This window comes from Saccharibacillus alkalitolerans (assembly GCF_011090185.1).
In the GTDB taxonomy this organism is placed as follows: Bacteria; Bacillota; Bacilli; order Paenibacillales; family Paenibacillaceae; genus Saccharibacillus; species Saccharibacillus alkalitolerans.
The window spans coordinates 278011-294023 of the sequence record NZ_JAAFGS010000005.1 but is presented as its reverse complement, the minus strand read 5'-3'; the positions used below and the strand labels follow the sequence as shown (position 1 = coordinate 294023).

Annotated in this window: 14 protein-coding genes and 16 tRNA genes; 27 read left to right on the top strand and 3 right to left on the bottom strand. The window is 57.4% G+C overall.

The window, feature by feature from the left end; translation table 11 throughout:
• Positions 1-43 precede the first annotated feature (43 nt).
• The 19 genes from GYN08_RS16350 to GYN08_RS16260 all read left to right on the top strand — a co-directional run bounded on the left by GYN08_RS16350 (position 44) and on the right by GYN08_RS16260 (position 4545).
• Positions 44-119, top strand: a tRNA-Asn gene (locus GYN08_RS16350).
• A gap of 3 nt (positions 120-122) precedes the next feature.
• Positions 123-213 (top strand) — tRNA-Ser (locus tag GYN08_RS16345).
• A gap of 17 nt (positions 214-230) precedes the next feature.
• Positions 231-302: transfer RNA gene (locus GYN08_RS16340), tRNA-Glu, on the top strand.
• A gap of 87 nt (positions 303-389) precedes the next feature.
• Positions 390-465, top strand: a tRNA-Val gene (locus GYN08_RS16335).
• A gap of 18 nt (positions 466-483) precedes the next feature.
• A tRNA-Met gene (locus GYN08_RS16330) sits at positions 484-557 on the top strand.
• A gap of 19 nt (positions 558-576) precedes the next feature.
• Positions 577-652 (top strand) — tRNA-Asp (locus tag GYN08_RS16325).
• Positions 653-705: 53 nt separating this feature from the next.
• A tRNA-Phe gene (locus GYN08_RS16320) sits at positions 706-781 on the top strand.
• Between the two features lie 33 nt (positions 782-814).
• A tRNA-Thr gene (locus GYN08_RS16315) sits at positions 815-890 on the top strand.
• Positions 891-902: 12 nt separating this feature from the next.
• A tRNA-Tyr gene (locus GYN08_RS16310) sits at positions 903-987 on the top strand.
• 5 nt (positions 988-992) lie between these two features.
• Positions 993-1066 (top strand) — tRNA-Trp (locus GYN08_RS16305).
• A gap of 42 nt (positions 1067-1108) precedes the next feature.
• Positions 1109-1181: transfer RNA gene (locus GYN08_RS16300), tRNA-His, on the top strand.
• Positions 1182-1189: 8 nt separating this feature from the next.
• Positions 1190-1264, top strand: a tRNA-Gln gene (locus GYN08_RS16295).
• A gap of 20 nt (positions 1265-1284) precedes the next feature.
• A tRNA-Gly gene (locus GYN08_RS16290) sits at positions 1285-1359 on the top strand.
• 12 nt (positions 1360-1371) lie between these two features.
• A tRNA-Cys gene (locus GYN08_RS16285) sits at positions 1372-1445 on the top strand.
• Between the two features lie 29 nt (positions 1446-1474).
• Positions 1475-1551: transfer RNA gene (locus tag GYN08_RS16280), tRNA-Arg, on the top strand.
• Positions 1552-1562: 11 nt separating this feature from the next.
• Positions 1563-1643: transfer RNA gene (locus GYN08_RS16275), tRNA-Leu, on the top strand.
• 86 nt (positions 1644-1729) lie between these two features.
• Positions 1730-2464, top strand: coding sequence for a GntR family transcriptional regulator (locus GYN08_RS16270; RefSeq protein ID WP_166276137.1), 735 nt, complete (start codon positions 1730-1732; stop codon positions 2462-2464).
• A 108-nt stretch (positions 2465-2572) separates the two neighbouring features.
• Complete coding sequence (locus GYN08_RS16265) at positions 2573-3637, top strand: mannonate dehydratase (RefSeq protein WP_166276134.1); 1065 nt, start codon at positions 2573-2575, stop codon at positions 3635-3637.
• 47 nt (positions 3638-3684) lie between these two features.
• A complete protein-coding gene (locus tag GYN08_RS16260) occupies positions 3685-4545 on the top strand; it encodes an SDR family oxidoreductase (protein WP_166276131.1) in 861 nt (286 codons plus the stop codon).
• A 168-nt stretch (positions 4546-4713) separates the two neighbouring features.
• On the opposite strand, the gene GYN08_RS16255 is transcribed toward GYN08_RS16260, so the two are convergent.
• Positions 4714-5616: an AraC family transcriptional regulator gene (locus GYN08_RS16255; RefSeq protein WP_166276128.1), complete on the bottom strand. Its 903-nt coding sequence runs from the start codon at positions 5614-5616 to the stop codon at positions 4714-4716.
• 176 nt (positions 5617-5792) lie between these two features.
• On the opposite strand from GYN08_RS16255, the gene GYN08_RS16250 reads away from it, so the two are divergent.
• The 4 genes from GYN08_RS16250 to GYN08_RS16235 are packed head-to-tail and all read left to right on the top strand — an operon-like array spanning position 5793 to position 10006.
• Complete coding sequence (locus GYN08_RS16250) at positions 5793-6980, top strand: Gfo/Idh/MocA family protein (RefSeq protein ID WP_235946324.1); 1188 nt, start codon at positions 5793-5795, stop codon at positions 6978-6980.
• A gap of 43 nt (positions 6981-7023) precedes the next feature.
• On the top strand, positions 7024-7806 hold the full coding sequence (locus GYN08_RS16245; protein WP_166276125.1) for a sugar phosphate isomerase/epimerase family protein: 783 nt from the start codon (positions 7024-7026) through the stop codon (positions 7804-7806).
• Positions 7807-7848: 42 nt separating this feature from the next.
• On the top strand, positions 7849-8976 hold the full coding sequence (locus GYN08_RS16240) for a Gfo/Idh/MocA family protein (RefSeq protein ID WP_166276122.1): 1128 nt from the start codon (positions 7849-7851) through the stop codon (positions 8974-8976).
• Entirely contained in the window at positions 8969-10006 is a 1038-nt protein-coding gene (locus tag GYN08_RS16235; RefSeq protein WP_166276119.1) for a Gfo/Idh/MocA family protein, read from the top strand. Before GYN08_RS16240 ends, GYN08_RS16235 begins: the two co-directional genes overlap by 8 nt.
• 69 nt (positions 10007-10075) lie before the next feature.
• On the opposite strand, the gene GYN08_RS16230 is transcribed toward GYN08_RS16235, so the two are convergent.
• Positions 10076-10354, bottom strand: a complete 279-nt coding sequence (locus tag GYN08_RS16230) for a hypothetical protein (protein WP_166276116.1) — start codon at positions 10352-10354, stop codon at positions 10076-10078.
• Positions 10355-10416: 62 nt separating this feature from the next.
• Positions 10417-13242, bottom strand: a complete 2826-nt coding sequence (mprF, locus tag GYN08_RS16225) for a bifunctional lysylphosphatidylglycerol flippase/synthetase MprF (protein ID WP_166276113.1) — start codon at positions 13240-13242, stop codon at positions 10417-10419.
• A gap of 386 nt (positions 13243-13628) precedes the next feature.
• Here mprF and GYN08_RS16220 point away from each other — a divergent pair, with 386 nt between their 5' ends.
• From GYN08_RS16220 to GYN08_RS16205, 4 genes are all read left to right on the top strand, one after another.
• Positions 13629-13937 carry a hypothetical protein gene (locus GYN08_RS16220; RefSeq protein WP_166276110.1) on the top strand — a complete coding sequence of 103 codons (309 nt, stop codon included), beginning with the start codon at positions 13629-13631 and terminating at the stop codon, positions 13935-13937.
• A gap of 75 nt (positions 13938-14012) precedes the next feature.
• Complete coding sequence (locus tag GYN08_RS16215; protein ID WP_166276107.1) at positions 14013-14684, top strand: PspA/IM30 family protein; 672 nt, start codon at positions 14013-14015, stop codon at positions 14682-14684.
• A 6-nt stretch (positions 14685-14690) separates the two neighbouring features.
• Positions 14691-15224 (top strand): PspC domain-containing protein, encoded by a 534-nt coding sequence (locus GYN08_RS16210; protein WP_166276104.1) that lies wholly within the window; start codon positions 14691-14693, stop codon positions 15222-15224.
• A gap of 1 nt (position 15225) precedes the next feature.
• Positions 15226-15945 carry a PspA/IM30 family protein gene (locus GYN08_RS16205; RefSeq protein WP_166276101.1) on the top strand — a complete coding sequence of 240 codons (720 nt, stop codon included), beginning with the start codon at positions 15226-15228 and terminating at the stop codon, positions 15943-15945.
• Positions 15946-16013 lie beyond the last annotated feature (68 nt).

Below are 16013 nucleotides of genomic sequence, written 5' to 3'. Positions count from 1 at the left end.
AGGAACCAAGCGGAGCGAGAAGGCAAACATAGAGCGAAAATGTTCCCTGATAGCTCAGTTGGTAGAGCACTCGACTGTTAATCGAGTTGTCACAGGTTCGAGTCCTGTTCGGGGAGCCATATGGAGAGGTGTCCGAGTGGCCGAAGGAGCACGATTGGAAATCGTGTAGGCGTCTAAAGCGTCTCGAGGGTTCGAATCCCTCTCTCTCCGCCATAATAGTTTCGATGTACGGCCCGTTGGTCAAGGGGTTAAGACACCTCCCTTTCACGGAGGTAACAGGGGTTCGAATCCCCTACGGGTCATTCTTCTCTTAAGTGATTAAGAAGAAGCATGAAAAAACATTTGACATAAGGCTGCTAACATGGTAAGATAGTAAGCGTATGTGAAATGGAGGCTTAGCTCAGCTGGGAGAGCATCTGCCTTACAAGCAGAGGGTCGGGGGTTCGATCCCCTCAGCCTCCACCATATTGATTTACACTCTGACGCGGGGTGGAGCAGCTCGGTAGCTCGTCGGGCTCATAACCCGAAGGTCGCAGGTTCAAATCCTGCCCCCGCAATTGATTCACCTTTTGGCCTGGAACCGTGGTGTAGGGGTTAACATGCCTGCCTGTCACGCAGGAGATCGCGGGTTCAAATCCCGTCGGTTCCGCCATTTTTTCTTCCTTCTGCTTCTGCTCGAGATCGAGCTCGCAGGAAATACTGCTTGGCTCGGTAGCTCAGTTGGTAGAGCAAAGGACTGAAAATCCTTGTGTCGGCGGTTCGATTCCGTCCCGAGCCACCATGATAACTTCATATTTTCACAATCAATGAATAGGCCGGTGTAGCTCAATTGGTAGAGCAACTGACTTGTAATCAGTAGGTTGGGGGTTCAAGTCCTCTCGCCGGCACCATTTTTTGAATGTGGAGGCTTAGCGAAGTGGCCAAACGCAGCAGACTGTAAATCTGTTCTCTCTGAGTTCGGTGGTTCGAATCCATCAGCCTCCACCAGTTATAGGGGCATAGTTTAAAGGTAGAACAGCGGTCTCCAAAACCGTTAGTGTGGGTTCAATTCCTGCTGCCCCTGCCATAGCAATTTCATATTTAACCCAAAGATTTACTTAGCAATTTGGCGGTCGTGGCGAAGGGGTTAACGCATCGGACTGTGACTCCGACATGCGCGGGTTCAAATCCCGTCGATCGCCCTTTATTTTGGGGGTTAGCCAAGCGGTAAGGCAACGGACTTTGACTCCGTCATGCATAGGTTCAAATCCTATACCCCCAGCCATTTTAATTCAAAAGTTTTAAGCGGACGTGGCTCAGCGGTAGAGCATCGCCTTGCCAAGGCGAGGGTCGCGGGTTCGATTCCCGTCGTCCGCTCCATTTTTTTATTTCGGCGCCATAGCCAAGTGGTAAGGCACAGCTCTGCAAAAGCTCTACCCCCAGTTCGAATCTGGGTGGCGCCTCCAGTTATTTTTTGAAAACTTCAACACAGCGTGCGCCCTTAGCTCAGCTGGATAGAGCGTTTGACTACGAATCAAAAGGTCAGGAGTTCGAATCTCTTAGGGCGCGCCATTTTTATTTGTGCCGGTGTGGCGGAATGGCAGACGCGCTCGACTCAAAATCGAGTGGGGAGACCCGTGAAGGTTCGAGTCCTTTCACCGGTATACAAGTAAAAAAAGAACCTGCAGTTTGCAGGTTCTTTTTTTTGTTATAATAAGCACAATGTGAACGAGGAAGGGAAGGAAATGCGATGCTGAGCGGAACAAGCAGGCTGCCGGGCGAGAACGGAAAAGACTATGCTTACCGGGTAATTCGGGAGAATATCATGAATTTGAATTTGAAACCCGGGCAAGCGATCAGCGAAGTCGATCTGGCTGCCGCTCTTCAGCTGTCCCGTACGCCGGTGAGGGAAGTCATGTCCCGGCTTAAGGAGGAATACCTGGTCGACGTGATTCCCCAGGTCGGCACCTATATTTCGAAGATCGATGCCCAATTGATCGAAGAAGCCGCTTTTATGCGTTTTACGTTAGAAAAAGAAGTGCTGCCGCTTGCCTGCAAGGAGGTATCGCCGGAAAGTTTAACGGAGATTCGCCAAAACGTGGAGAGGCAGGAGAGCCTGAGGACGCGGAGAGGAGAAGCTGCCGCTTTTCATGCGTTGGACAATGAGTTCCATCGGCTGATTTTTCGCAGCTGCGGTAAAGAGCATGTTTGGGATTCGATTACTCGGCTCAGCACGCATTACAACCGAATGAGGCTGCTTTTCGAAATGGAGCACCATTTTGGGGAAGCTGTTGAACAGCATAAAGAGATTACCGAGATGATTGCCACCGGGCGAACGATGCAGACGGAGGAACAGGCGTACCGGCACATTCTCGCTCCCATTCTTCATTGGAAAGAAAGCTTGGGCCACACTGAGCGTTATGCGGCTTATTTTAAATCGCAGGAAGTGTTCGATATAGCGCCTTCCGGCTCGTCTATCGTTTAGAGATTGAGCCTGAACAGGCGGAATGGATTCTGACTCAGGCTTGCGCCTGCCACACTGGCATGCTAGTATCCCAGTATAACCAATTCGCAATCCAAGGAGTGAGGCCGAATGGAAATGACGTTTCGCTGGTACGGGGAGGACGATCCGGTCAAGCTGGAATACATTGCTCAAATTCCGGGGATGAAAGGAATCGTAAGCGCCATTTACGATGTTCCGGTCGGGGAAGTCTGGCCGCTTGAAAAGGTGTCGGCATTGAAGGAGAGGGTGGAGAGCGTCGGCTTGAAACTTTCCGTTATTGAAAGCGTTCCCGTGCACGAAGATATCAAGCTGGGGCTGCCGACGCGCGATCGGTATATCGAAAATTACGCGCAAACGCTTCGTCATCTGGGACTGGCCGGGATTCCGGTCGTCTGCTATAACTTCATGCCGGTGTTCGACTGGACCCGTTCCGATCTGGAGTTCGAACTGCCCGACGGCTCGACTACGCTGATTTATGAGGAAGAAACGATCCGCCGTATGGACCCGAAGCTCGGCGAACTGGCGCTGCCCGGCTGGGATACCTCTTACGGAGAAGGCGGCCTGGGCCGTATTTTGGAGCAGTACGAGGGCGTAGGCGAGGAACAGCTGTGGGAGCATCTGGCTTACTTTATCGAGCGGGTTATCCCGGCTGCGGAAGAGAGCGGCGTCAAAATGGCCATTCATCCGGACGATCCGCCCTGGCCGATCTTCGGATTGCCCCGTATTATCACGAATCATAAAAATCTGGAACGTTTCCTGAGTCTTCACGATTCTCCTTATCATGGACTGACGCTGTGTTCGGGTTCGCTCGGCTGCGATCCCAATAACGATTTCACCGAGATGGTCCGTTATTTCGGCGGGATAAGGAACCGAGTTCATTTCGCGCATCTGCGCAACGTGAAGATCACCGGCGAAAAATCGTTCCATGAATCCGGACATCTGTCCGAATGGGGCTCGCTCGACTTCTACGAAATCGTCAAAGCGTATACCGATTACGGCTTTGACGGCCCGTTCCGCTCCGATCACGGACGCATGATCTGGGGAGAGACCGGACGGGCGGGCTACGGGCTGTACGACCGGGCACTCGGAGCGGTGTACATCAACGGTCTCGCCGAGGCGGCGGCAAAGGCGAAAGCGGCCGAGCGCCGGCATTAAGGAATCCGATGAGTCGCCCAGCAGGAGGATAAAAGGAGTGAAAAGGCATGGATAAACTTCCCTTTAACATCGATCTGAAAGGCAAAGTGGCGGTCGTCACCGGCGGGACGGGCGTATTATGCTCGGGATTCGTGGATGCGCTGGCGGAATGCGGAGCCGCGGTTGCGGTGCTGAGCCGCAATCTGGCGGAGGCGGAGGCGAAAGCGGCCGAAGTCGAAGCCCGGGGAGGCCGGGCGATCGGCGTGGCGGCCGACGTATTGGACAAGGCGGCGCTGAAAGCGGCGCATGAAAAAATCCGAAGCGAGCTCGGTCCGTGCGACATCTTAATTAACGGAGCCGGCGGCAATCACCCCAGCGCCACGACGACGGAAGAGTACTGGACGCCGGAACACTCGCAGGAACAAAAAGACTCGGCAAGAAGCTTTTTCGATCTGGAAGAAGAAGGATTGAAGTTTGTGCTCGACGTAAACTTTCTCGGGACGCTGCTGCCCTGCCAGGAGTTCGCGGCCGATATGGCCGGACGGCCCGGCGCCGCGATCGTGAACGTCTCTTCGATGAACGCCTACACGCCGCTGACGAAGATTCCGGCCTACAGCGGAGCCAAAGCGGCGGTCAGCAATTTTACTCAGTGGCTGGCCGTGCATTTCTCCAGGGCGGGCATTCGGGTCAACGCGATCGCGCCCGGCTTTTTTCTGACGGCTCAGAATGAAAAGCTGCTCAAAAACGAGGACGGTACGCTCACGGAACGATCGGCCAAAATCTTGAACAGCACGCCCATGGGACGCTTCGGCGAAGCGAAAGAGCTGGTCGGCACGCTGCTGTATCTGGTGAGCGAAGAAGCGTCCGGTTTCGTGAACGGCGTCATTATTCCGGTGGACGGAGCGTTTTCCGCTTACTCGGGGGTCTAGACGATCTATGGGCACTCCCGCTCCGGGATCAAGCTTGAACAGCAGCTTTTACGCAAAAAAGAACCTGCGGACGAAGTCGGTCCGGCGGGTTCTTCGGCGTGCGCAGCTGCCCGAATGCGAGGCAGCCGCCGGCGTCCGTGTGCATTCCACCGTCAAACAGCAGCCGGCTTATCTCGTGCTGTGGCGGTACGCGCTGGGGGAGACGCCGGTCGCTTTTTTGAACGTACGGGAAAAGTGCGCAGGCTCCATGCCTACCCGGTCGGCGATCGCCGCGATTCCGGTATCGGTCGAAGTGAGGAGACGCCGAGCCAGTTCGATCCGCTTGCGCTGCACATAGTTCATCGGCGTCGTGCCCATCTGCTTTTTGAAGTAGGGGATAAAGTAATTGGGATGCAAATGGACCAGCTCGGCCAGCGTCTCGACCTCCAGCGGTTCCTGCAGCCGTCCGTCGATATGCTCGAGCACCCGCGCCAGCTTGCCCCGCTCGTTTTCCTGCATGAAGCGTTCCATGAACCCCGCCTGGTTTCCCCGTTCCAGACAGTAGGACAGCAGCTGCAGCAGGCAGGCTTTGACGCGAAGCACGGCAAAAGGGCCGGTATGTTCGGACTGGGCGATCATTTCCTCAAACAAGCCTTCGATAAGCGCGGGTTCCGTCACGTCGGCGATTTGGAACGCGGAACCCGCCTGGAACAGCGGCCAATCGCCGATCCAGGCGTCGAAATGGCAGAAGTAGCGCGAATAGGGATTGCCCCTCGGCGTATAACGGGCCTGCCTGGTGCCTGCCGGAATAATGAACAGCTGGCCGGCGCGCGGTTCATGGCGAATGCCGTCCAGCGTAACCGCTCCTTCTCCCTCGGTCACGTAATACAGACGGTTGAACGAAGGCTTTTCCTCGGGCGCGTTCCAGCCGAAGTAGCCTGCCCGGTAAAAGGCGTGAGAGACGTGGACGGTCAAATTTTCCAGCATGCGGTCCGCGGTGTCGGTACGAAAAAAGCGGGCCGGATCGCGTCCGACGGCCCCGGAACGATCGGCTGCGTCTAAATCCTTTTCAGGGAAAGAAGATTCGGGCATAGGACACCTCGCTTGAATAAGAATCGCTTTATCCGCAGTATACACCAATTTGGCGAAAACGCCTTAGTTTTAGACAAAAAGTTCTTAATCGTATTCATGTTCTTTGCCGCGCGGCTGGGGTATTCTCTACGTGTATGGAGCTCGGGAATCAACCCGTTAAGGGATGGAGGGATGACATGGAGAGCAGCATGGGGAAAAAGTTGAGATTCGGCATCATCGGCATCGGCAACATGGGCAGCGCTCACGCCAAAAGTTTGACCGGCCGGATCGAAGGCGCGGTGCTGGCGGCGGTGTCCGATCTGCGGCAGGAACGGCTGGATTGGGCGGCGAAGGCGCTGCCGGACAGCGTCAAACGGTACAGCGATCCGAAAGAACTGATGCGATCGGGAGAAGTCGACGCCGTACTGATCGCGACGCCGCATTACGACCATCCGACGCTTGCTATGGAAGCGTTTCAATACGGACTGCACGTGCTGATCGAAAAGCCGGCAGGCGTGTACACGAAAGCGGTAAGGCAGATGAACGAAGCCGCGGCGAAAGCGGCGGAGTCCGGTCTCGTCTTCGGCATCATGTATAATCAGCGCACCAATCCGCTTTACCGCAAGCTGCGAGATCTGATCCAATCCGGCGAGCTCGGGGAGATCCGGCGGACGAATTGGATCATCACGAATTGGTACCGCTCGCAGAGCTACTATGATTCCGGCGGCTGGCGGGCGACCTGGAAAGGCGAAGGCGGCGGCGTGCTGCTGAACCAGGACCCGCATCAGCTCGACTTGTGGCAGTGGACGACGGGGATGATGCCGAAGCGGGTGCGCGCTTTTTGCAGCTTCGGAAAAACGCGGAACATCGAAGTGGAGGACGACGTCACCGCTTATGTCGAGTACGAGAACGGGGCGACCGGGCTGTTCGTGACGACGGTCGGCGAAGCGCCGGGCACCAACCGGTTCGAGATTTCGGGCGACAAAGGCAAAATCGTGATCGAGGACGACAAGCTGACGTTCTGGAGACTGCGTACGCCGGAGCCGGAGTTTAACGCGACGTACAAGGGCGGATTCGGGCAGCCGGAATGCTGGAAATGCGAGGTGCCGGTCGAAGAGGGAAACGGAGCCCAGCACGAAGGCATCCTGCAGAACTTTGCCGATGCCGTGCTGAGACGGGAGCCGCTGATCGCGCCGGGCGAAGAAGGCATCCACGGTCTGACGCTGTCGAACGCCATGCATTTATCCAGCTGGACGGACAATTGGGTGGACCTGCCGATCGACGAAGACGCTTATTTGGAACAGCTGAACAAACGGATCGAAGAGTCCACTTTTGTCAAAAATACGGGAGACGAAGCGACGCTGAACGTATCCGGCACGCATTAAGAACAAGCCGGAGCGGCGGCCTAAACGGAAAGGCGGAGAAACGATGAAAAAATCGACGATCGCGGCGCAGATGTACACGTTTCGCGAGCAGGCGCAGACGGAAGAGGGCTTGGCGGATACGTTCAGACGGCTGAAGCAAATGGGCTACGACGCGGTGCAGGTGTCGGGAATCGGACCGATCGAACCGCGAAAAGTGAAAGAATTGGCTCTCCAAAACGATCTGACGATCTGCGCCACGCATATCCCGTTCGATCGGCTGACCGGCGAGCTGGAAGCGGTGGCGGAGCAGCATAAGCTGTGGGACTGCAAGTATGTCGGGCTCGGCATCGCGCCGGACCGGTATCGGTCGAGCGCGGAAGGCTATCGCACGTTCGCGAAGGAAGCTTCGGACATCGGACGGCGGCTGAAGAAGGAGTACGACCTGCAGTTCGTGTATCATAATCATCAATTCGAGTTCGAGAAATATGACGGCAGGACGGCGATGGACATCCTGCTGGAGGAGAGCGATCCCGAAGCGTTCGGCTTCGAGCTGGACATGTACTGGGTACAGGCGGGAGGCGGAGATCCGGCGGAATGGGCGCATAAAGTCAAAGGCCGGATGCAGGTCGTTCATTTGAAAGACATGGAAATCGTCGACGGCCAAGCCGTTTTCGCGGAAGTGGGGCACGGCAATATGAACTATCCGGCGATCATCGAGGCCTGCCGGGCGACCGGCGTGGAATGGTATGTGGTCGAGCAGGATGTCTGCCGCCGGGATCCGTTCGAGAGCGTGAACATGAGCCTGGGTTATCTGCACGGCCTGCTTCAGCGGGAAAAAACGATGTAAAAAAAGCCGAAGCAGGCGGAAGACGGGAGGATGAGGAAGGCGATGGGACAAAAAGACGGCATGAATTACGCGCCGAAACACGAAGCCAAGCCGGTGGTCGGACCGGGCGAGTTCGTATTCGCGGCGGCGGCGCTGGATCACGGGCATATTTACGGGATGTGCAACGGTCTGGTCGAAGCGGGCGGAACGCTCAAATGGGTATACGATCCCGACGAGGCAAAAGTTGAAGCGTTTACCGCGAAGTTTCCGGACGTGCGCGCGGCGGGATCGCTGGAAGAGATTCTAAGCGATCCGGAAGTGATTCTGGTCGCTTCCGCGGCGATTCCGGCTAAGCGGGGCCCGCTCGGCGTCAAAGTCATGGAAAGCGGCAAAGACTATTTCACGGACAAGGCCCCGTTTACGACGCTGGCGCAGCTGGAGAGCGCTGCAGCCTGCGCGGAACGGACCGGCCGGAAATATATGGTGTACTACAGCGAACGGCTGCATGTCGAGAGCGCGGTCTATGCGGATCGGCTTATTCGGCAGGGCGCGATCGGGAAAGTCGTGCAGGTGATGGGCACGGGACCGCATCGGCTGAATGCGGCGTCGCGGCCGGACTGGTTTTTCCGGCGCGAGGACTACGGCGGCATCCTGTGCGATATCGGGAGCCATCAGATCGAGCAGTTTCTGCATTACGCGGGCTGCAAAAGCGCCAAAGTGCTGCACAGCAAGGTTGCCAATTACAACAGCACCGAGTATCCCGAACTGGAAGACTTCGGCGATGCGACGCTCGTCGGCGACAACGGGGCGACGCAGTATTTCCGCGTCGACTGGCTGACGCCCGACGGCCTCGGCGTATGGGGCGACGGCCGGACCGTGATTCTGGGGACGGAAGGATATATCGAGCTGCGCAAGTATACGGACGTCGCCCGTTCGGACTCCGGCGATCACGTCTATTGGGTCGACCGGGAGGGCGAGCATTACGAGCAGGTATCCGGCAAAGTCGGCTGTCCGTTTTTCGGGGAGCTGATTCTCGACTGCCTGAACCGCACGGAAAACGCGATGACGCAGGCGCATGCCTTCATGGCGGCGAGACTCTGCCTGCAGGCCCAGGAAGCGGCGGTCAATTTGACGCCGGATACGCTGCAAAAGCCGTCGCGGCCGGAGACGGAAGGTGCCCGGCATGGATAAAACGGGTGCGGCCGTCATCGGCTGCGGCACGATCTTCGACCAGCATGCGCGCGTGCTGCACGATATGGAAGAAGCGGAGCTTCTTCTCGTCGTGGACAGCGAGGTGACCAAGGCGCGGCGGGAAGCCGAGCGTTACGGCTGCGAAGCCGGCTCGGACTACCGGGCGATTCTGGAACGGCCGGACATCGAAGTCGTGCATCTGTGCACGCCGCATCATCTGCACGCGCCGATGGCGGAAGAGCTGCTGGCGGCGGGCAAACACGTGCTGACCGAGAAGCCGATCGCGCATACGCCCAAAGCGGCGGAATCGGTACGCGCGGCGGCTGCGCGCAGTTCGGCGCAGCTCGGCGTCGTTTTTCAGAATCGCTACAACGAGAGCTCGCGGCGGATTCGCGAGGTGATCGAGTCCGGCCATCTCGGCCGCCTGCTGTGTCTCAAAGGCGCGGTGACCTGGTCGAGGCCTCCGGAATATTATACGGAAAACGATTGGCGCGGCCGCTGGGCGACGGAAGGCGGAGGGCTGCTCATCAATCAAACGATCCATACGCTCGATCTGCTGCAGTGGTTCGCGGGCGGCGAAATCGAACGGATCGCGGGCAGCGTGACGACGGATACGCTGGGCGATTACATCGAAGTCGAAGACACCGCGCATGCCTGCATCGACTTTTCGAACGGCGTGCGGGCTTTGTTTTACGGAACGAATGCCTATCTGACGAACAGTCCCGTCGAGCTGGAGCTGATCTTCGAACAGGGAGCGCTGCTGCAGCGAAGAGACATCGTGTACCTGCTGCAGGACGGCGAGGAGACGGAGCTGTGCCGTCCTTCCCAGACGGCGACAGGCGCGAAATCGTATTGGGGAGTCAGCCATGGACTGCTGATCCGCGATTTCTACCGGCATGTGCGCGAAGGGCGGCATTTCTGGCTGGACGCGGAGGAAGGCGGCCGGGCGCTCGATCTCGTGCACGGCATTTACTCGGCGTCGAGAATCGCGACTTCGATCATGCCGGGCGGCCGCGGATACTCTTCCTGAGCAGGGCAAAAAGCAAAGGCCTTCGCGGCAGGCGTCCGCGGCAGGCGCTTTGCTTTTTTTGTTGGCCGTTTAAACGGAGGAGGAATCTCCCCGGCGGTCAGGCTGCCCTGCCGGCTTCGCCTGTCTCAGCAGCTCGGCCGCCTCGTCGGCCCATTCCGTATAGGCCCGGTACATTTTTTCTCCGAACAAAACCGTCAGGTAAAAGTGCATATGGTCGCGGTCGCTTTCCAGTACTTGTTCCAAATTGCCTTTGAACGCCTGCATCATCCGCAGCTGCTCCTGCTGACGCTCCCGAAATTTTTCGATCCGCGCGATATGTTCCGATATAAGCCGAACGTTTTGCGGCATAAAAAAACTCCGATGCGGACCCGGAAGGGGCCGTATCGGAGTCGGATCGTGCGGAAAAAGAATCAATCGGTACCGCCGCGTTCCTGGGGAATGCTGGAGCCGCTCTCCGGCATTCTTCCGCCCGAAGGCAGCGACTCGCCGATCTCCACGGTGCCGATGTTGCGATCGCGGCTTCTCGGACGGCGCGAAACCAGAACGACAAGGTCGATCAGCAGAACCGGCAGCGATACGGATGCGGGGTAAGCCAGATAACGGGGCTGCCATTCCGGGAAAAACTTTTCCTTGTACCGCCGAAGCCCTTCAAAGCCGTAAAAGTGTCCGCCGTAGCGGAACACGAGATTGGCCAGCTTCTCCTCGCGGAGCGAGCTGCGGCTTTTGCCTACGCTGGACAGGGGAGCCATGCCGAGATTGAACGTCTTGTACCCCTGTTCTTTGGACCATTCGATAAGCCGGGCAAACAGCAGATCCATCGTGCCGTTTGGCGTATCGGACAAGTGGCGCATCAGGTCGACGGATATCGTCCGCCCTCCGTCGTATGCCGGCGCCAACGTCGCGAACGCGACGGTCCGTCCTTCGGGGCTTCGCAGCAGGGCGATCGGCGAACGCTGCAGATAGGCCTCGTCGAACCAGCCGAGCGAGAAGCCTTTTTCTTTGCGGTCCCCGATCCAGGCGTCGGAAATGCGCCGCAGTTCCGCGATCAGAGACGAATCGTAAGGCGGCGACTCGACGGAGAACGTATAGCCGTCGCGTTCGAAGCGGTTTTTCGCCGTACGGAACGCCGTCATTTTTTTGCCCGAAAACGTGAACGTCTCCAGGTTGATCAAGGCTTCCTCGCCGAGTTTGAAGAAGCGGTAGCCTTTTTCATGGTAGATCGACAAGTAATCCGGCGACGCCTGATAGAAGACGACCGACAGGGCGTAACGGTCCGCAAACGCCTGGAACTCCTCGATCGCTTCGCCGATGAGCTTTTTGGGCCCCAGCGGGTCGCCCAGCACCACCAATTTGTCGCGGGAGCGGGCGTACGGAATCAGAACCTTGCTTTCCTGCGCCCAGTAAAACTGCTTGTCTCCCAAGTACAGCATATGTGACAGCAAGTTGCCTTCTTCCTTTTGCAAAAAGTCGTCCAAACGCTTCAATTCGTCGCCGCAGGGGAGCGAGGAATCCTGCTTTTTTGGCCGAAGCAGCAGGAGAAGCGAAAATAGAATCCAAGCGCCGACGATACCGTTCAGCGCCATCGCTATATATTCGTTCGGCTGAAGAATCCATTCCGGGCGGAAGCCCGGGGGAAGATGATGCAGAAACTTCGGACGGGACGAAGTGCCGATGAGCACGTAAAGGCCGGCGAGCAGCAGCGTAAACACGAACCAGAGTCCGACTCGTTTGCCGGACAGCGTCGCGCCGGAACGGTAAAAACGAGCGCGCGAAATCCAAAGCAGCAGCGCGACGATAAGCAGCAAGATCGCTTCCTCGTAGTCGAACGCTTTAATGAAAGTAAACACCGCGCCGGCGACCAAGAGCAGCGACGTCAACCGGTGCGCTCGGCGCAGACGGAGCGAAATGCCGCCCGACAAGATGATCAGCATGAAGCCGATGATAACGGAAATTTGCTGAGACAGCTTCATCAGTGGGGTGGATAGGAAACGTCCCATAAACGTTACCCGTTCCAACAAACCCGGCGTCGCGGCGGAAAGCAGCAGGATCAGGCCGCAGGCGAGCACCAGCTTGCCGAGCGCCCAGATGCCCATGTCGCTCAGGAAGCCGAGCTGGCCCGGCCAGTTCCAGAAGCGCTGCCAGTAAGCGGCAAGCCCTTCGCCTAGCCGCCGTTCCTCTTCGTCATCCGGCTTATCCGGGGCGCCCGGCGGGACAGGAGAAGCCTGCTCGCCGGCCGCCGTCTCCTGGCGGATCGCTTTGCGGCGTCCGGGCAGAAGCTCGAACGCCGTCAGCACGAGCGCGATCAGCCACGGGATAATGAAGTAAAAGACGCGGAACAGCACGATCGTCGCCAGCGCCGTTTCCGGCCGGACGCCGGCCAGCTGCAGCCCGAGCAGCGCGGTAATATCGAAAGCGCCGATGCCGCCCGGGGCGAAGCTGACGATGCCGGCGATCGCCGCCACGCTGTAAATCGCCATGGCTTGGCTCAGCGGCACCTCATGCAGAAAGTTCGAGCAGATGAGCCAGAAGGTCAGGCCCGCGAAGAACCATTCCAGTACGGAGGCCATAACCGAGCTGACGATGATGCTCCACGGAAGCCGGCTGCCCTGGCCTTCCTTATGAAACCATTTGGCGAACAGCTTGGAGCGCTGCATCAGCAGGAAGATCGGCAGGTACAGCGCCATTCCCCAGACTGCGTAAACCAGCCAACGGTGTTCGGTCAGCATGCGGCCGATCGGAAGCAGGCCGGCGATTCCCGCCCAGGCCAGCACCGACAGCCCCGTGACCATCGTCGGCGACAGGAACACGATCGCCGGCGTGATCTGTCCCAGCGTGATGCCGCTGTTGCGATACAGAAGCGCCCGGACGCCCGCTCCGGTAAAACCGGCAAATCCGAGGAAATTGTTGAACGTGTTGGAAATCCAGCCGTAGCGGAAAGCCGCCCACTTGGTCACGTTCAGGCGGAAATGACGGCAGATCAGAAAATCGTAAGCGCTCATCACCGACACCGCAACCAGCGAAAGCGCCGAAATCTGAACGATGCCTTCGGTCGGCATGGTCCGGATATCGAACAAGATGCGGGAGAAGTTCAGTTTGCGCAGTTCGCCTTCGCTTTGAAAGTAGACGAACGCGATCACGGCGACCGGGATCAGCAGCCTGACGATCTTCATTCGATAGAGGAAGGCGAATAACCGTAAAATCTGCAGCCGTTCCAACATAGCTTTAGTACGTTTCATGAAGTCACCCACAATTTCGGTAAGAATTAAATCCATACAGTTATTTCCATCGGCATACGTTCAATAAATCTTAACATAAAAAGCCCTTTTTCCGAACCAAACATCTTTGTAACCTTTTTGGACGCGAAGCGTTCGTCGTGCGATCGCGTTCCGAGCCGGGGCCGCCGCCGGACGCCGGATCGGATGCTTCTCAATCTTATCGACGCGTTAAAGGAAGCTTTCCACTGCCATTACCCGATTCGTCTTTTATATACGCTTCCCGGTCCAGTTGGTTCCCCGCCTCAGGTCCAGGTTCAAAAACCGCCCCCGGCCCGTGTTGCGAAAAGGCGCGAAGGTCTAGAATAAAGCCATAAGGAAATTGATTCACGAAAGGCGGTGAAAAGTTAATGAGAATCATGAAACTTAATGTCCCGGCTATCGTACTTGTGGTACTGGGAGCACTGATCCTGTTCGGAAAGTTCGGGAGCGTCGTCGGATTCCTGTTCGCGGCCGCGATCTTCGCGCTCGGGTACTACGGAGTCAAAACCGGCAAAACGTTCCTGGGCTGGCTGCTGATGATCGTCGGCGGATGCATGCTGATGGCGAAGCTGTCCTGGCTGATCGGGCCGCTGCTCGGCATCGTGCTGATCGCGGCGGGCGTCATCTGGATCTCCGGCAAAAAAAGTTCGAGCAGCCGGAGCGGATTCGGAGGCTGACGCCTGCGGCCGCCCGAAAGCTCCCGCAAAAACGTCGCAATGCCCGAAATCATGCAGGGGAGGGAGAAACGCCGAATGAGCATGTTTAAACGAATGAGAGACATTACGCTGGCTACCCTTAACGATAAGCTGGAAGAAAGCCAGGACCCGGTACGGATCATCGATCAGTTTCTGGTCGAGACCCGGCAGGAGATCGGCGAGGTGCAGCGCCTGCACGATCAATGCGCGCACCACAGCAAGCAGCTCCGCCAGCAGGTCGACCATGCCGCCTCGATGCGCGAGAAACGCGAAGAACAGGCGATGCTGGCGCTCAAAGCGGAAGAGGAATCGATCGCGAAGCTGGCTCTGCAGGAGAAGATGCTGTACGAGGAAAAAGAGCGCCAATACCTGGAACTGTGGGAGCAGAGTCAGGATACGCTTAGAGAGCTGGGCGAGCAGCTGAACGTACTTAGAAACGAATATCAGACCGTATATAACAAACGCCAATATTACTACGCCCGGATGGAGACGCTTCGTCTGCAGCAGCGCCTCAACAGCCGCAGCGGCGGCTACGGTTCGGACGTGCCGAAAATGTTCGATCGGCTGGACGATCAGATGTCCTCGATCGAATACGAAACGTACAGCCTGCGCGATATCCGCAAGCTGGGACAGGAAGCTTCTCGCCAGATCGGCGAAGTCGGCAGCCTGCTCGAACAAGAGATGGCCCGTTTGAAAGACAAATTGAAACGCAACGAAGGAAAGGAGTAGGCGAGGATGCAAAGACTGTACCGCTCGACCCAGGACCGAATGCTAACCGGACTCTGCGGCGGACTTGCGCGCGAATTCGGCGTCAATCCTACGCTGCTCCGCATTCTGTTCCTTGTCGCCATCCCGCTGACCAGCGGAGCGATGCTGCCGATTTACTTTATCGCTTCGCTGGTAATTCCGAAGGAACCGGGGCCGCCGTATTATCCTTACGGACCCGACGCGTACGGCCGCGATCCTTATGCCCGCGATCCGTATCGTCCGGATAACGCCTACGACCGCGAACCGTACGATTCCCGTTTTCGGGGGCCGCACGATCCGCGTTCGCCGAGACCGCTCGGTCCGGAACGCGAGTTCGAGCGTCCGTTTCCTCCCCGTCGGCCCGAGCCGGCACGGGCGGAGCTGAAAAAACGCGACGTTCCGGATTCCGGACTCGACGCCATGATGGAAGACGTCGAGAAGAAGGCGCTTAAGAAGGAACTCGAAGAACTCAAACAAAAGCTTGCCAAATACGAAAACGTGAACGAGAAAGGGGATTTATAAAATGGGAGTATTCAAAAGACTGCGCGACATGACGAAGGCATCGGTAAACGAACTGCTGGACAAGGTGGAAGATCCGATCGTGATGCTGAACCAATACCTGCGCGACATGGAAGAGGAAATCCACCAGGCCGAAGTGACGGTCGCGAAGCAGATGGCGAACGAGCGCCGCATGAAGCAGCGCCTCGAAGAAGCTTACCGGATGTCCGGACAGCGCGAATCGCAGGCGACGGCCGCGCTGACGAACGGACAGGAAGAAGCGGCTCGCAAGCTGCTGGAAGAAAAGATTTATTTCGATCAAAGAATTACCGAGTACCAGGATCTGCATGACCAGGCCGAAGTGCAGGTGTCCGATCTGATGCGCCAGCTGCATGAAATGAAAGACGAGTTCTACCAAATGCGCAACAAGCGCAACGAGCTGGTAGCCCGCGCTCAAATGGCGAAAGCCAAAAAGCAGATGGCCCAGGTCAACCCGGTCTACGCGATCGACAAAGGCAGCTCTTCGTCGGGCTTCCGCCGGATGGAAGAGAAGATCATGCAGATGGAAGCGGAAGCCGACGTCATGCGCGTATCGCCTTACGGCGGATCGAGCCGCCCGTCCGCGTATATCAGCCCGGTCGACGCCCAGAAGCAGCTTCAAGTCGACGAGCAGCTGAACGCGCTGAAGAACAAGCTGAACGGCGGACAAAGTTCGCCTTCGCTCACCAAAGGCGACGAGCAGTAAGAGCAACACAGCCGGCTCGAGATGTGGTAGAATCGGGTTGGGATCAAATAACGTGAAATTCATTTCCT

Excerpts from the sequence above, each read along its gene's own strand:
- GYN08_RS16270 (WP_166276137.1), top strand. The coding sequence starts at position 1,730 with ATGCTGAGCGGAACAAGCAGGCTGCCGGGCGAGAACGGAAAAGACTAT.
- GYN08_RS16265 (WP_166276134.1), top strand. The coding sequence starts at position 2,573 with ATGGAAATGACGTTTCGCTGGTACGGGGAGGACGATCCGGTCAAGCTG.
- GYN08_RS16260 (WP_166276131.1), top strand. The coding sequence starts at position 3,685 with ATGGATAAACTTCCCTTTAACATCGATCTGAAAGGCAAAGTGGCGGTC.
- GYN08_RS16255 (WP_166276128.1), bottom strand. The coding sequence starts at position 5,616 with ATGCCCGAATCTTCTTTCCCTGAAAAGGATTTAGACGCAGCCGATCGT.
- GYN08_RS16250 (WP_235946324.1), top strand. The coding sequence starts at position 5,793 with ATGGAGAGCAGCATGGGGAAAAAGTTGAGATTCGGCATCATCGGCATC.
- GYN08_RS16245 (WP_166276125.1), top strand. The coding sequence starts at position 7,024 with ATGAAAAAATCGACGATCGCGGCGCAGATGTACACGTTTCGCGAGCAG.
- GYN08_RS16240 (WP_166276122.1), top strand. The coding sequence starts at position 7,849 with ATGGGACAAAAAGACGGCATGAATTACGCGCCGAAACACGAAGCCAAG.
- GYN08_RS16235 (WP_166276119.1), top strand. The coding sequence starts at position 8,969 with ATGGATAAAACGGGTGCGGCCGTCATCGGCTGCGGCACGATCTTCGAC.
- GYN08_RS16230 (WP_166276116.1), bottom strand. The coding sequence starts at position 10,354 with ATGCCGCAAAACGTTCGGCTTATATCGGAACATATCGCGCGGATCGAA.
- mprF (WP_166276113.1), bottom strand. The coding sequence starts at position 13,242 with ATGAAACGTACTAAAGCTATGTTGGAACGGCTGCAGATTTTACGGTTA.
- GYN08_RS16220 (WP_166276110.1), top strand. The coding sequence starts at position 13,629 with ATGAGAATCATGAAACTTAATGTCCCGGCTATCGTACTTGTGGTACTG.
- GYN08_RS16215 (WP_166276107.1), top strand. The coding sequence starts at position 14,013 with ATGAGCATGTTTAAACGAATGAGAGACATTACGCTGGCTACCCTTAAC.
- GYN08_RS16210 (WP_166276104.1), top strand. The coding sequence starts at position 14,691 with ATGCAAAGACTGTACCGCTCGACCCAGGACCGAATGCTAACCGGACTC.
- GYN08_RS16205 (WP_166276101.1), top strand. The coding sequence starts at position 15,226 with ATGGGAGTATTCAAAAGACTGCGCGACATGACGAAGGCATCGGTAAAC.